This is a genomic window from Massilia sp. (assembly GCF_032106685.1).
In the GTDB taxonomy this organism is placed as follows: domain Bacteria; phylum Pseudomonadota; class Gammaproteobacteria; order Burkholderiales; family Burkholderiaceae_D; genus Telluria.
Map to the genome: position 1 here is coordinate 280 of NZ_DAMCPG010000020.1, position 14268 is coordinate 14547.

Consider the following 14268-nt stretch of genomic DNA (forward strand, 5'->3'; position numbering starts at 1 on the left):
AATTAACGGCGAAGATGATAATCACAGAATTTTTAACTTTTGGTGGCACAGGGTGCCCCAACCTTCATCTCGCGAAGGGACGTATTACTCGAGAATTCGGAGGTCCGCGATATGTGAAAGTTACGTAAGATTGATTCCAGAGACTTTTTAGCGACCTAGCAAATTAGGTCTTCTTGGTGGTCCCGTTCGCGTAAAGCTCGACGGGGCAGCCGATAGGCACAAAATGTGCTTATCGAGATGAGCAAGTGCTTCGTGCCAACCGACAACTCAGCTAAACGTCTTGAAGCGAGCGAAGTGTGCAGACAAGCGCGTTATCCGATTGCCCTCATTGATTGAGCAAACTTAGTCGCTTCCATTTTCCCAGTTTTAAGAAGCTCAACAATACTATCCGGCTGCCCCTAGGTCAACGACTATCGTGAGAAATATCGTTAAAAATCAACATGTTACGAGTTTTTGCTATAGTAATCGGAGCATTCAGTAAATTACTAAGTGACGCGCATGGGAACCATGGAAGGCCTATAGGCCTGTATGAAGGCACGGCGAGGGCATCTGGAAGCGTCGAGACAGCTACATGCTCCTTTATCGTTCGAAGCGCGCTCTCGCTGTGGCTACAGGCCGAGGCGAATGCGAAATCACGAACACCGAGCGCATGTGACGTCGAAAACGCCGGGCACATCGGTGGCCTCCCGGAGCTAGCCGACAGTTGCTCGAAGGTCGGCCGAGCAATCGATGTAGAATGTCGAGATACAACCTTACTGAGTTACCCTAATGCTTCAGGATGCCGTCATGCAAAGCTGGTGTACTGTGACTATACGAAATACAGGGGTTACCCTAATCGACGGCCTGCGCCACGATTCGGGCGACCCCTTCGAGTGGGGCGAAAAGGCGCTGGCGCACTACGCCAAGCTGCGCATCGACGCACGCACCAAGCGCCTGGTGTTCTCCGACGCGCTGACGGTGCCGAAGGCGCTGGCCCTGTACCGCCACTTCGCCGACCGCGTCATGCTCGGTTTCGGCATCGGCACCCAGCTCACCAACGACACCCCTTATCAAGCCCTGAACATCGTCATGAAGCTGGTGCGTTGCAACGGCCAGCCGGTTGCCAAGCTGTCCGACACGCCGGGCAAGTCGCAGTGCACCGACGAGACCTTCCTGGCCTACCTGCGCCAGGTGTTCAACCACCCCGAGCACAAGGCCGGGCGGTCCTGAGTCTTCGGTCGGCGCTGGCGGATCGTTGCGCGCAGCAACAAGAATGCGCTGTCGCCGCTACCTTGTGCGTTCATTGCCATGCCGAGTTGCGGCATGCGTCGAGCCAGCGTCAAGCATGGTCGGCGGCGCCTTCCTCATCGGGCAGCACTGGCGCGCGACCGCGCCCCGGCGCCGGCGCAGCGGCACGCCGAGTACGTCGCGCCAGGTTGCCGCTTCGCTGCCGCCGTGGCGGGCCCGCAGGCGGACGGCGGGAGCGGCGGCCTGCCGGGCTGGCGCGCGGTCCCCGCGCCGTCCAGCGGTTATACTAGAGCCTAGCCGGGAGCCCGGCGCGAGCCTCCACCAACGAGATGAAAATCGGTATTCAAGCTAACTTCACGCTGCCCGCCAGGGCGGTCCTGGTCCTGCTGTCGGCACTGGCGCTGCCGGCGCTCGCCTCCGACGACCCGGCCGCCGACATCGAGGGCGTCTACAAGCGCCGCTTCATGAACGCCATCAACGCCGGTCCCGACCGTCCGGCCGAACGCTACCTGGCCGAGGACGTCGTCGAGATCGTGCGCGAGGACGCCGACCACGTCTACCTGCGCGCCCACCTCGAATTCGCCAACGGCCACATGTGCGGCGTCTGGGGCATCGCCCAGCGCGAGGGCGAAAACTTCGTCTACCGCCAGCAGCAGGCGCCGGTGGCGGGCGAGACGCCGTGCACCCTGCGCGTCAACGTCACGCCGGGCCGCATCGTCCTCGACGACCGCGACGCCGCCGGCCTGGCCACCTGCCGCGCCCAGTGCGGCGCGCGCGGCACCCTGAGCGGCTACGTCATCGAGCGCAAGGCGCGCCGGCCGATCCGCTACATGAACCGGGTGAAGGAGTCGCGCCAGTACCGCGAGGCTGTGCACGAGTACCAGGGCATGCAGCCGCCGCGCTACTGATTCGAGCGCGGCAGGCGGGGCGCGGCATCTGGTATGCTCCGGTCTTGCATTTACTGCAAAAGCGGCGCCAGCCGCCACGCCATCATCCACAAGGAGATCGTCTTGAAAGCCATCGCCGCATTCGTGTTTTCCGCCGCCGCCCTCGCGGCGCCCGTCCTGCACGCCCAGGAAGCGCCGCAGGTCGCCCCCGCCACTGAAGCGGCCACGCGCTGGCTGGCCGTGATGGACGCGGGCAAGACCGCCGAGGCCTGGGACCAGGGCGCGCCCGTGATGCAGTCCGCGATCACGCGCGACACCTGGAACCAAATCGGCACCCAGGCGCGCGCGCCGCTCGGCGCCGTCAAGTCGCGCAAGCAGACCTCGGCCACCTTCACCAAGAGCCTGCCGGGCGTGCCCGACGGCGAGTACGTCGTGATCCAGTACGCCACCGACTTCGCCAACCGCGCCGGCATGACGGAAACCGTGGTGCCGATGCGCCTGCCGGACGGCAGCTGGAAGGTGACGACCTACCTGATCCGCTGACGTCCGGCTGCAAGCCTGGCGGTCGACCTTCAGGCGCCGCCCGGCTTCAGCTTCCAGAGCTGGGTCGGCAGCGCCGCCGGGGCGTCGGGCTTGAAGAAGCTCGAGTCCTGGATGTGCGAGGTGGTCACGTACACCGTGCCGTCCGGGCCCTGGGAGAAGGTGTCGGGCCAGCGCAGGCGCTTGTCCTGCACCAGCGTGCGGATCGGGGCCTGCGCGCCCGCGTCGAGGTCGCGCGCCCGCACCGCATCGACTTCGACCGAGGTGAGCAGCATGACGTTGGTCCCGCGCGGGATCAGGACGCCGTCCGCCACTTCGTTCAGGCCGTAGGGCTCGACGCTGCTTGACACGTCCTCGCCGCGCATGCCGGCACCGATCAGCACCTTCGTGGGAATGCGGTACAGGGTGTCGCCCTTGATTGCCTGCCAGTACAGGTACTTGCCATCGCCCGAGAGTTCGATGCCGTCGGCCGAGAACTCGACCCCGCGTCCGTCCGGGCGGCGCAGTTCCTTGCCGTCCACCTTCACGTTCAAGCCCTTCTTCATCTGGGTCGATGGATCGCCGTCGAGCACGCGCACGGCCTTGCCGCTGCCGAGGTCGACCACCAGAATGGCGCCGACCACGCCCGAATCGGTGATGTAGGCATGGCGGCCGTCCGGCGCGAAGCGCACGTCGTTCAGGTAGGAGCCTTGCGGCGCCGCGTCTTCATCGAAGGCGATGGTGCGCACCGCCTTGTCGCTCGCCAGGTCGACCTGGACCAGCTTGGCGCCGCCCGAGACCAAATGGCTTTGCGCCGGCGCGGCCGGGTCCAGCACCCACAGGCTGCCGCGCCCGTCGGCCACCACGCTCTGCACGCAGACCCAATGGTCTTCGGGCGAGATGTCGTCCTTCTTCGCGTTGCGCCAGGCGTTCCACTCCTCGTCGGGATACGGCTTCAAGCCGCCGTCCGGCAGCAGTTCGGCCACCGACACCGCCGTGTCCTCGGTCCAGCGCGGGAAGTTGACGAAGATGCGCTTGTCCTCCGAGACCGAGACCCCGGTCACCTGGTGTCCGAACGCGGCCACCTGTTCGATCGTGAATCGGCCTTGCTTGAAGTCTGGCGTGCTTGCCTGGTCGGTCATGGCATTCCTTTCGAGGAGTGTTCGATGATCGGGTCAGGCCGCCTTGCGCAGCTTGCGCTGGCTGCGCGCGGGCGGCGTCGGGTTTTCCTGTTCGCGCGCGAGGCGCTGCTGCAGCATCGCCAGCACCGCCGCCTCCTCGGGCTGCAAGGTGTGCAGGTCCTCGCTCAGTTGCTGCTCGGTGCGCTCGCGCAGGGCTTCGAGCGCGCTGCCTTCGAGGTAGGCGTCGAGCACGGCCGGGTGCACGTAGCACTTGCGGCAGACCGAGGGCGTGTTTCCGAGCTTTTCCGCGACCGACTCGATGGCGCGCACGATGTTCTTCTTGGCCTGGGTCTCGGAATCGAACTTCTCGAATTCCTGCAGTGCCATGGCGGCCAGCACCGTGCCCGACCAGGTGCGAAAGTCCTTGGCCGTGTAGTCCTCGCCGGTGATGGTGCGCAGGTAGTCGTTGACGTCGCTCGAATCGATGCTGTGGGTTTCGCCGTCCTCGTCGACGTACTGGAACAGTTCCTGGCCGGGCAAATCGCGCGAACTGCGGATGATGCGCGCCAGGCGCCGGTCGTGCACGTGGATCTTGTGGTAGACCCCGCTCTTGCCGCGGAAACGAAACTCGACGTCGCTGCCGTCGACCTTCACGTGGCGGTTGCGCAGGGTGGTGATGCCGAAGGATTTATTCGTGCGCGCGTATTCCTCGTTACCGACGCGCATCATCGTCGCCTCCAGCAGGTAGACGATGGTAGCCAGCACCTTTTCGCGCGGCAGGCCGGGCAGCTTCAGCGCGCGGTCGACCTCGGCGCGGATCTGGGGCAGGGCCTTGCCGAAGTTGATCATGCGCTCGTATTTCACCTCGTCGCGCACGTTGCGCCACTTGGCGTGGTAGCGGTACTGCTTGCGTCCCCTGGCGTCGCGCCCGGTCGCCTGCAGGTGGCCGTTGGCCTGGGCGCAGATCCAGACCTCCTGCCAGGCCGGCGGGATGGCGAGCGCCTTGATGCGCTTGAGCGTGGCCTCGTCCTCGACCGGCTCGCCCTTGGCGTCGAGGTAGCGAAAGCCGTCGCCGTCCTTGTCGCGCCGGATACCCGGCTTGCTGTCGGTGACGTAGCGCAGGCCGGCGGCCTTGGCGGCGGCGGGCGGGTCGGCCAGGGGAAGGATGTTCTCTGCGGCTTGGTCTGTGCTCATCGTGGATACCGGTCCGAAGTAGTACGTGCGGATCGATATTACGCTTCCGCCATCGGCGCACTGTACGGGACATAACGCAGACGCTGGTCGGGTCCCCATCATGCCGCTACGGCAAGCTTATGCGCCAAGGGTTTTTGGGACCTCCCCATTGCAGATTCGGAAGATTTGTCTATACACTCATCGCTGAGCCCGCAAAATGAGCTGTTTCCATTCCATGCGGATGGCTGATCACGCGGCTCGTCACGTATCTGGTCTTTCGTCGTTTTTAATCAAAAAAACATAGGGGAAAGTGTCATGATCAGTTTGAAAAAAGCGTTGTGCGTGCTCGGCGTCGGCCTGGGGCTGGGCTTTTCCATGAATTCCTGGGCAATCAAACCCGACTGCGGCCTTTGCGCATCCTGGAAAGAGTCGTGCGAAGCAGGCGACAGCCTGTCCTGCCGCCGTTTCGAAGAACTCAACTGCTTCACGGTGCTGGCGTATTGCCCTTGATGTGATCGCAGCGGCGAGCCTGACCGGCGTTGTCCCGGCGAACTGAAAGCGGGACAGCCTCAACCGGCTTGCCGCAGGCCGGTATCCCAGCCGGGGCGACGCACATCGGGCCAGTCCCGCCATGCGAACAGGACCCCGGCTTTCATCGCGGCGTCGATCACCGATACCGCGCTTCCACCAGATCTATCTCCCTCAACAACTTCCGCGCAATATCGTCCGACACCTTGCGCTGATGCGTCAGCTCGAGGATCGCCTGGCGCTCCGCCTGCAGCGCCGCCAGCCGGTATTCCCGCTCGGCCTGCTCCGCAATCCGGATGCGCGACGGTTCGCTCGCCCCGGTCGTGCCGCCCAGCCGGTGCTCGTACACGCCGCGCACGTGGTCGACCGCGCTGGCGTGGATGTCGGCATTCTCGCTCTCGCCCAGGTGGGTGTGGCCGACGCGCTCGATGGCCGCGATCGCCGCGATCGCCGCGTTGTGGCGCGCCAGGTCTTCCTGGGCGGCTTCCGTGGTTTCCTCCGGTACTTCGAGCCCGCGCAGCACGCGCGGCAGGCCGACGCTGGCGACGACCAGGGAGACGATGATCACCGCGCTGGCGAAGAAAATCACCAGGTCGCGCGCCGGGAAGGCCGCGCCGCTGGGCAGGGCCAGCGGCAGCGTCAGCACGCCGGCCATGGTGATGGCGCCGCGCACGCCGGCCAGCGAGGTGGCCAGCACCAGGCGGAAGTTCGGCTTGTACACTTTCTGGCCCTGCAGGCGGGCGTTGAGCAGGGTCAGGCGCAGCGAGACCCAGACCCAGACCAGGCGCAGCAGGATCAGCGCCAGGCTGATCAGGAGGGCGATGCCGAACAGCGTCCACGGGGTCAGGGCCGCTTCTGGGCCGGCGTAGCGCAGGGCGCGCTCGATGATCTCGGGCAGCTGCTCGCCCAGCAGCACGAACATCACGCCGTTCAGCGAGAACTGCACCGTGTCCCAGACCACGGTGCGGCGGATGCGGGTGGTGGCCAGCGCGCGGCCGGACAGTTCGACGTAGCTCATCGTGACGCCGGCCGCCACCGCCGCCAGGATGCCCGAGGCCTCCAGGTGCTCGGCGGCGAGGTAGGCGCCGAAGGGCAGCAGCAGGTTGACCAGGATCGGCGAGCCGGGTTCTTCGCCGAAGCGCTGGCCGACCACGCGCTGCACGAACGAGACCGCGACCGTGATCGCCACGCCGCAGGCGATGCCGGCCAGCGCCACCCACAGGAAGGTGACCGAGGCCGAGGCCAGGGAAAAGGCGCCGGTCATCGCGGCGGCCACCGCGAAACGGAAGCACACCAGGCCGCTGGCGTCGTTCAGCAGCGATTCGCCTTCGAGGATGTGCATCAGGCGGTGCGGCACGTGGATGCGCGCGGTGATGGCCGAGACGGCCACCGGATCGGTCGGCGCCACGATGGCGGCCAGGGCGAAGGCGACCGCCAGCGGAATGGCCGGTACCAGCCAGTGGATCAGGAAGCCGGCGCCGACCACGGTGAACACCACCAGGCCCAGGGCCAGTTCGAGGATGGTCCCCTTGTCGCGGAACAGGCCGACCTTGGGGATGCGCCAGCCGTCCAGGAACAGCAGCGGCGGCAGGAACAGCAGGAAGAAGATTTCCGGGTCGAGGGTCACGCCGTGCCCGAACACGCCCGAGATCACGGCGCCCAGGCCGATCTGCACCAGCGGCAGCGGCACCCCGAAAGGCAGCATGCGCACCAGGTAGCCGCTACCGATTACCGCCAGCAGCATCGCCAGCACCACACCTACCGAATCCATCGAATCTCCCATGTTGTCGAGGCTCGATGATACGGCATTGTCGGTCTGCCATGCAGCGCGCGACGCATACGCGCACCGGCCGGGCAGGGAAAAACCCTGCGCCGGCTAGCGCGGCTGGTGCTGGGCCGCCGCCTCGGCCAGCAGGTCGGACAGCTCGACCGTATTGACGGGCTTGACCATGTAGTGGTCGAACCCGGCCGCCTGCGCCGCGTCGCGGTCCTGCTGGCGGCCGTAGCCGGTCATCGCGATCAGGGTGGCCCCGGTCGACTGCGGCAGGCGGCGCAGGCGGCGCGCCAGTTCGTTGCCGTCGAAGTCGGGCAGGCCGATGTCGAGCAGGCAGACGTCGGGCGAGAACACGCGCGCCACGTCGACCGCGTCGGCGCCGCAGTAGGCGATTTCCACGGTGTGGCCGGCCGCGCCGAGGAACAGCTGCAGGGTATGGACGGCGTCCAGGTTGTCGTCCACCAGCAGCACCTTGAGCGGCGCCGCGGTCTTGGCATGGCCGCGGGTCTGGGCCACGGTTAGTGGCATTTCCTGGGTGTGGCGCGGCAGGCGCACGGTGAAGGTGCTGCCCTTGCCCAGCCCCGCGCTCTCGGCCCTGACGGTGCCGCCGTGCAGCTCGACCAGGCTCTTGGCCAGCGCCAGGCCCAGGCCCAGGCCGCCCTGCGAACGGTCCGGCGTGCGCTCGGCCTGGGTGAACAGGTCGAACACGCGGGCGACGAGCTGCGGCTCCATGCCGATACCGTCGTCCAGCACGGTGAGCACGTAGTCGGGGCCGTCCTGGGCCAGGCGCAATTCGATGCGGCCGCCCTCGGGGGTGTACTTGTTCGCGTTGTTCAGCAGGTTGGCCACCACCTGGACCAGGCGCTTGTGGTCGCCCTTGACGCTGGCCGCCTCGTGCGGCAGGTCGAGCACCACCGTGTGGCGGCGGGTCGAGATCAGGGGCCGGATCTGCTCGGCGGCGTCGTCCACCACCTTGCGCAGGTCCAGCACCTGGGTCGACAGCGAGACCAGGCCGCGGGTGACGCGCGAGACGTCGAGCAGGTCGTCGACCAGGCCGGTCATGTGCTCGACCTGGCGCGCGATGATGGCGCAGGTCTGGGTGATCTGGGCGTTGTCGGAATGGAGCAATTTCAGCAGGTGCGCGCCGGTGCTGATCGGCGCCAGCGGGTTGCGCAGCTCGTGCGCCAGCATCGCCAGGAACTCGTCCTTGCGCTGGTCGGCCGCGCGCAGCTCGCGCTCGGCCAGGCTGCGCGCCGCTTCCTTCTTCTGCAGCGTGGCCGCCATTTCGTCCAGCGCCTCGGCCAGCTGGCCGATCTCCTCGCGCTCGTAGGCGATGCCCGAGCGGGCGTCGAGGTCGCCGGCGGCGATGCGGGTGGCGGTGTCCTTCAGTTTGCGCACGCGCTGCACGATCAGCACGTCGCCGGCGAGCCAGGCGGCCAGCAGCGCCAGCATGGTGGTGGCAAGCAGGCCGACCAGCGACATCAGCTGGGCGCGGCGCGCGCCGGCGGTCACGGTCTCGGTCGGAATCCCGATCGTCACCGTGTAGTCGGTGAGGGCCGGTCCGCCCACGCGGGCGAAGGTGTGCAGGCGCTCGACGCCGTCGTCGTCGCGGATCACCAGCGCGCGCCGGCCGGCGCCGTGCATCGCGTCGCGCATGCGGCCCGACACCCGGGTGCCGAACCAGCGCTCGGGATCGGGGCGGCGCGAGATGATGGTGCCGTTGGCGTCGGTCGTCACCAGCACCGAGCCGGGCGGCAGGTTGATGTCGTTGACGAAGGTGTCCAGGCCGGCCAGGTCCATCGCCGCGAACACCACGGCGACCACGGTGCCGCTGCGGTCGATTACGGGATAGGTGAGGTTGATGGTGTGGCGCCGGATCACGCGGCCGAACACGTAGTCGCCGGCGATGAAGCGGCGCTCGGCGATGGCGCGCTTGAAGTGGCTGCGGTCGCCCAGGTTCACCGGGTGCAGCATCGGCACCGCGCTGCAGCTGACTTCGCCGTTCAGCTGGATCAGGCCGAAGTTGACGTAGCCTTCGTTACGGTCGAGCACGTCCGCCAGCAGGGCATTGCAGCCGCTGGTCGGACCGAGCAGGTCGGGCACGCTGGCCAGGTCGACCAGGATCTGGCGCGCTCGCTCGATCGATTGGGCCTCGTTGGCGGCGGCCAGGTTGGTCAGGCGCCGCAGGTTTTCCTCGGAAGCCTCGACCGCCTGCTCGCGCTCGCGGATGCCGCCGACGATGGTCATCACGGCCAGGGGCAGGATCGCCAGCGCGACCAGCAGCATCAGCCTGCTGCGCAGGCTGTTGAGGCGGAATAGGCCAGGCCGGTTCATTGTCGCGCCGCGAACCTGTCGCCGAAGGCGATCACGCGGCGCACGCCTTCCATCAGCGTGGCGACGTCGTCGGAGATGTAGCCGATGCGGATGTAGCCCGGCACGCCGAGCGCGTCGCCCGGCATGATCGCGACCTTCTCCTCCTCGATCAGGGCTTCCGCGAAGGCCACCGTGTCATGGGTGAGGGCGCGCACGTCGCCCCACAGGTAGGGGCCGGAGTCGGGGCTGTCCATGACGATCCACGGCACTTCGGCGAAGCGGCGCACCACCATGTCGCGGCGCTCGCGGTAGTCGTCGATCATGTGCCGCTGCACGCCCGCGTCGAACGCGGCCACGGTGGCGACCTGGGACAGGTGCGAGGCGGCGGCCGTGATCGGGCCCTGCAGGGTCTGCATGGCGCCGACCAGGGGCGCGGGCGCCAGGGCGAAGCCGACGCGCCAGCCCATCATGGCATAGCTCTGGGAGGCCGAGAAGATGGTCACCACGCCCAGCGCGCGCCAGTCGCACAGGGCGGCGAAGCTGGTATGGACGGGGCCGAAGGAGAGGTGCTCGTAGCTTTCGTCGACGATCACCTGGGCGCCGGTCGCCGCGATCCAATCGCGGATGTGTTCCAGCTCGGCGCGGGTATACACCTTGCCGGTCGGGTTGTGCGGGTTGTTGATGATGACGATCCGGGCCTGCTCGTACGTGGCGAGGACCTCGGGCGTGATCTCGTCGGGCAGGTCGACCAGCAACGGGCGCAGGCCCAGCAGCTGGCAGGTGGCGACGTAGGCCGGCCAGTGGGGCTTGAAGATCAGCACGCTGTCGCCCGGGTCGCTCATCGCGTACAGTGCCTCGTACAGGGCCTGCTTGGCGCCGTTGGTGACGATGACTTCGTCGGCGCGGGCCTCGAGGCCGTTTTCCTTGCGCAGCTTGGCGCACAGGCGCTCGCGCACGCCCTGCGCGCCGACCACGCTGGTGTAGGGCATGGTGCGGACCTGTTCCAGCGCGGCCCCGACCGCGTCGAGCACGGTGGGCGGCGCGGGGAAGTGGGAGATCGCGATCGAGAAGTCGATCACTTCCCGACCCTCGTTACGCATGGTTTCGACGCGGCCGTGCATGGCGGTCGTCGCCAGCGGCCGTGAATTGGCAATCCGTTGTGAGATCTTCATCGTTTTTATCGAGGTGGTTATCGGTTGCAAATGTGTCTCAGGTGTGTCGGCCGTGCACAACAATTTCCTGATTGTACTAAATTCTGAGGCCCGCACGACAGCCAATCGAACTGCCAGGTAAACACCCTGTGGCGCCTCCTGTATGGCGGCCGTTCCGGCCCTTGTCTTGCACCTTGTCTTGCACCTCGTATTGCACCTCGTATTGCGCCGGCTATGGCATCCCGGATCGCGGCGGAAGTATTTGACATCTAAACTATTTGCTCATCTAATATGCTGTAGAAAAGACAACCGGAGCCGCAATGAACATCGTGTGCGTGGGAGGGGGACCGGCCGGCCTGTATGCCGCACTGCTGCTCAAGCAGGACGATCCTGCGCACGAGGTGACGGTGGTCGAACGCAACAGCCGCATGGATACCTTCGGCTGGGGCGTGGTGTTCTCGGACCAGACGCTGGGCAACCTGGAGGCGGCCGATCCGCCCACCGCCCGCGCCATCCTGAATGCCTTCAATCACTGGGACGACATCGCCATCCATTTTAGGGACCGCACGGTCGTCTCCGGCGGCCACGGGTTCTGCGGCATCGCGCGCAAGCGCCTGCTGGCGATCCTGCAGGCGCGCTGCGAGGAGCTTGGGGTGCGGCTGCTGTTCGACAGCCCGGTCGTGGACGAACTGGAGCTGGCGCGGCGCCACCGCGCCGACCTGGTGCTGGCCGCCGACGGCATCCACAGCCGCATCCGCACGCGCCACGCCGCCGCCTACCAGCCGCAGGTCGAGCAGCGCCACTGCCGCTTCGTGTGGCTGGGCACCACGAAGAAGTTCGACGCCTTCACGTTCGCGTTCGAGCATACGCCGCACGGCTGGTTCCAGGCGCACGCCTACCAGTACGACGGCGAGACCTCGACCTTCATCGTCGAGACGCCGGACGAGGTATGGCGCGCCAGCGGGCTGGAAGACCTCGGGGGCGAGGACACGCTGGCCTTCTGCGAGCGCCTGTTCGCGCGCCACCTCGACGGCCACCGCTTGATGGCGGCCTCCGGCCACGTGCGCGGATCGAGCATGTGGACGCGCTTTCCGCGCATCGTCTGCCGCGAGTGGGTGCACTGGGAAGAGGTCGACGGCCGCCGCGTCCCGCTGGTCCTGATCGGCGACGCCGCCCACAGCGCCCACTTCTCGATCGGCTCCGGCACCAAGCTGGCGCTGGAGGACGCGATCGAGCTGGCGCGCCGCTGCGCCGGGCGCGGGGTCGCCGAGCTGCCGGAGGTGCTGGCCGGCTACCGCGAGGCGCGCTCGCTCGAGGTGCTGAAACTGCAAAGCGCCGCGCGCAACTCGATGGAGTGGTTCGAGAACGTCGAGCGCTATAGCGCCATGGAGGCCGAACAGTTCGCGTATTCGCTGCTCACCCGCAGCCAGCGCCTCTCGCACGAGAACCTGCGCCTGCGCGACCCGGCCTACGTCGCCGGCTTCGAGCGCTGGCTGGCCGAACGCGCCTGCGTCCAGGCCGGGGTGACCCTGCCTGTTTCCCAACCGGCGCCTCCGCCGATGTTCACGCCCTGGCGGGTGCGCGGGGTGACGCTGAAGAACCGCATCGTCGTCTCGCCGATGGCGCAGTACTCGGCCGTCGACGGCACGGTGGGCGACTACCACCTGATGCACCTGGGCGCGCGCGCCCTCGGCGGCGCGGCCCTGGTGATGGCCGAGATGACCTGCGTCTCGGCCGACGCCCGCATCACGCCCGGCTGCCCGGGCCTGTATTCGCCGGTGCACACGCTGGCCTGGCGCCGCATCGTCGATTTCGTGCACGCCAACAGCGACGCGAAGATCGGCGTGCAGTTGGGGCACGCCGGCGCCAAGGGCTCGACCCGCCGTGCCTGGGACGGCATCGACCTGCCGCTCGAGTCGGGCAACTGGCCGCTGGTGGCGGCCTCGCACCAGCAGTACATCGCCGGCGTCTCGCAATGGGCGCGCGAGGCCAGCCGGATCGACATGGTGCGCATCCGCGCCGACTTCGTGCGCGCGGCGATGGCGGCGCGCGAGGCCGGCTTCGACTGGCTCGAACTGCACTGCGCCCACGGCTACCTGCTGTCGAGCTTCATCTCGCCGCTGACCAACCGCCGCCAGGACGACTACGGCGGCAGCATCGAGAACCGCTGCCGCTTCCCGCTCGAGGTGTTCGCGGCGCTGCGCGCGGTATGGCCGCGCCAGCTGCCGATCAGCGTGCGCATCTCGGCCCACGACTGGACTCCGGGCGGCCTGACGCCGGACGACGCGGTGATCGTCGCCCGGCTGTTCCGCGACGCCGGCGCCGACATGATCGACTGCTCTTCGGGCCAGGTCAGCCGCGACGAAAGCCCGCAGTACGGGCGCATGTACCAGGCGCCGTTCGCCGACCGCATCCGCAACGAGGCGCACATCCCGGCCATCGCGGTGGGCGCCATCTATGAAGCCGACCACGCCAACGGCATCATCGCCTCGGGCCGGGCCGACCTGTGCGCGGTGGCGCGCCCGCACCTGGTCAATCCGGCCTGGACCCTGACCGAGGCCGCGCGCATCGGCTACACCGGCGCCGCCTGGCCCAGGCAGTACCGCGCCGGCAAGGCCCAGCTCGAACGCAACCTGGAGCGGGAACGCCAGCAGGCTGCGGCCCTGGCGCCGCGGGTTGCGCCGCCCACCGACCTTTGAATGCCAACCTGGAGTACACCATGCGATACCTGAAGGGAGAGCCGCACGCGCTCCCTGGCCACCGCGGCAGCCTGGCCGGCTATCCGGCCCAGCATTTCCTGTTCGAGGTCGAGAACGGCGTCGCCACGCTGACCCTGAACCGTCCCGAGCGCAAGAACCCGCTGACCTTCGATTCCTATGCCGAGCTGCGCGAGCTGTTCCGCGCGTTTGCGCGCGCCGACGACGTCCAGGCCGTGGTGCTGGCCGGCAGCGGCGAGAATTTCTGCTCGGGCGGCGACGTGCACGAGATCATCGGGCCCTTGACCCGGCTCGACATGCCCGGCCTGCTGGCCTTCACCCGCCTGACCGGGGACGTGGTGAAGGCGATGCGCGCCTGCCCGCAGCCGATCGTCGCCGCGATCGACGGCGTCTGCGCCGGCGCCGGCGCCATGCTGGCCCTGGGCTCGGACATCCGCTACGGCACCGCGCGCAGCAAGACCGCTTTTCTCTTCACCCGCGTCGGCCTCGCCGGTTGCGACATGGGCGCCTGCGCGCTGCTGCCGCGCGTGATCGGGCAGGGCAGGGCGGCCGAACTGCTCTACACCGGGCGCGCCATGGGCGGCGAGGAAGCCGAGCGCTGGGGCTTCCTGAAACGGCTGTGCGCGCCGGAAGAGCTCCTGGCGGAGGCGCAAGCGTTCGCCGCCGCGCTCGCGGCCGGCCCCACCTTCGCCCACGGCATGACCAAGAAGATGCTGCAGCAGGAGTGGAACATGGGCGTGGACGAGGCCATCGAGGCCGAAGCCCAGGCTCAGGCGATCTGCATGGCGACCAACGATTTCCACCGCGCCTATCACGCGTTCGTCGCGCGCGAGAAGCCGCGCTTCGAAGGGGATTGAG

General features: G+C 67.6%; 11 protein-coding genes. 6 read left to right on the forward strand and 5 right to left on the reverse strand.

Going from position 1 to position 14268, the window contains the following annotated elements; genetic code table 11:
- Window positions 1-768: 768 nt before the first annotated feature.
- The 3 genes from RT688_RS12755 to RT688_RS12765 all read left to right on the forward strand — a co-directional run bounded on the left by RT688_RS12755 (window position 769) and on the right by RT688_RS12765 (window position 2657).
- A complete protein-coding gene (locus RT688_RS12755; protein ID WP_313705257.1) occupies window positions 769-1209 on the forward strand; it encodes a hypothetical protein in 441 nt (146 codons plus the stop codon).
- A 347-nt stretch (window positions 1210-1556) separates the two neighbouring features.
- Window positions 1557-2135 carry a hypothetical protein gene (locus RT688_RS12760; RefSeq protein WP_313705258.1) on the forward strand — a complete coding sequence of 193 codons (579 nt, stop codon included), beginning with the start codon at window positions 1557-1559 and terminating at the stop codon, window positions 2133-2135.
- A gap of 102 nt (window positions 2136-2237) precedes the next feature.
- Window positions 2238-2657, forward strand: coding sequence for a DUF4019 domain-containing protein (locus RT688_RS12765; RefSeq protein WP_313705259.1), 420 nt, complete (start codon window positions 2238-2240; stop codon window positions 2655-2657).
- A gap of 29 nt (window positions 2658-2686) precedes the next feature.
- Here RT688_RS12765 and RT688_RS12770 read toward each other — a convergent pair whose 3' ends face one another.
- Entirely contained in the window at window positions 2687-3775 is a 1089-nt protein-coding gene (locus tag RT688_RS12770; RefSeq protein WP_313705260.1) for an L-dopachrome tautomerase-related protein, read from the reverse strand.
- Window positions 3776-3808: 33 nt separating this feature from the next.
- Window positions 3809-4948, reverse strand: a complete 1140-nt coding sequence (locus RT688_RS12775; RefSeq protein WP_313705261.1) for a DNA topoisomerase IB — start codon at window positions 4946-4948, stop codon at window positions 3809-3811.
- Window positions 4949-5242: 294 nt separating this feature from the next.
- Here RT688_RS12775 and RT688_RS12780 point away from each other — a divergent pair, with 294 nt between their 5' ends.
- Window positions 5243-5437, forward strand: a complete 195-nt coding sequence (locus RT688_RS12780; protein WP_313705262.1) for a hypothetical protein — start codon at window positions 5243-5245, stop codon at window positions 5435-5437.
- Window positions 5438-5594: 157 nt separating this feature from the next.
- On the opposite strand, the gene RT688_RS12785 is transcribed toward RT688_RS12780, so the two are convergent.
- The 3 genes from RT688_RS12785 to RT688_RS12795 all read right to left on the reverse strand — a co-directional run bounded on the left by RT688_RS12785 (window position 5595) and on the right by RT688_RS12795 (window position 10714).
- Complete coding sequence (locus RT688_RS12785) at window positions 5595-7226, reverse strand: Na+/H+ antiporter (RefSeq protein ID WP_313705263.1); 1632 nt, start codon at window positions 7224-7226, stop codon at window positions 5595-5597.
- Window positions 7227-7331: 105 nt separating this feature from the next.
- Window positions 7332-9563: an ATP-binding protein gene (locus tag RT688_RS12790; RefSeq protein WP_313705264.1), complete on the reverse strand. Its 2232-nt coding sequence runs from the start codon at window positions 9561-9563 to the stop codon at window positions 7332-7334.
- Window positions 9560-10714: an aminotransferase class I/II-fold pyridoxal phosphate-dependent enzyme gene (locus RT688_RS12795; protein ID WP_313705265.1), complete on the reverse strand. Its 1155-nt coding sequence runs from the start codon at window positions 10712-10714 to the stop codon at window positions 9560-9562. Before RT688_RS12795 ends, RT688_RS12790 begins: the two co-directional genes overlap by 4 nt.
- A gap of 299 nt (window positions 10715-11013) precedes the next feature.
- Here RT688_RS12795 and RT688_RS12800 point away from each other — a divergent pair, with 299 nt between their 5' ends.
- On the forward strand, window positions 11014-13392 hold the full coding sequence (locus RT688_RS12800; protein ID WP_313705266.1) for a bifunctional salicylyl-CoA 5-hydroxylase/oxidoreductase: 2379 nt from the start codon (window positions 11014-11016) through the stop codon (window positions 13390-13392).
- 20 nt (window positions 13393-13412) lie between these two features.
- Complete coding sequence (locus RT688_RS12805; RefSeq protein ID WP_313705267.1) at window positions 13413-14267, forward strand: enoyl-CoA hydratase family protein; 855 nt, start codon at window positions 13413-13415, stop codon at window positions 14265-14267.
- Window position 14268: the final 1 nt, after the last annotated feature.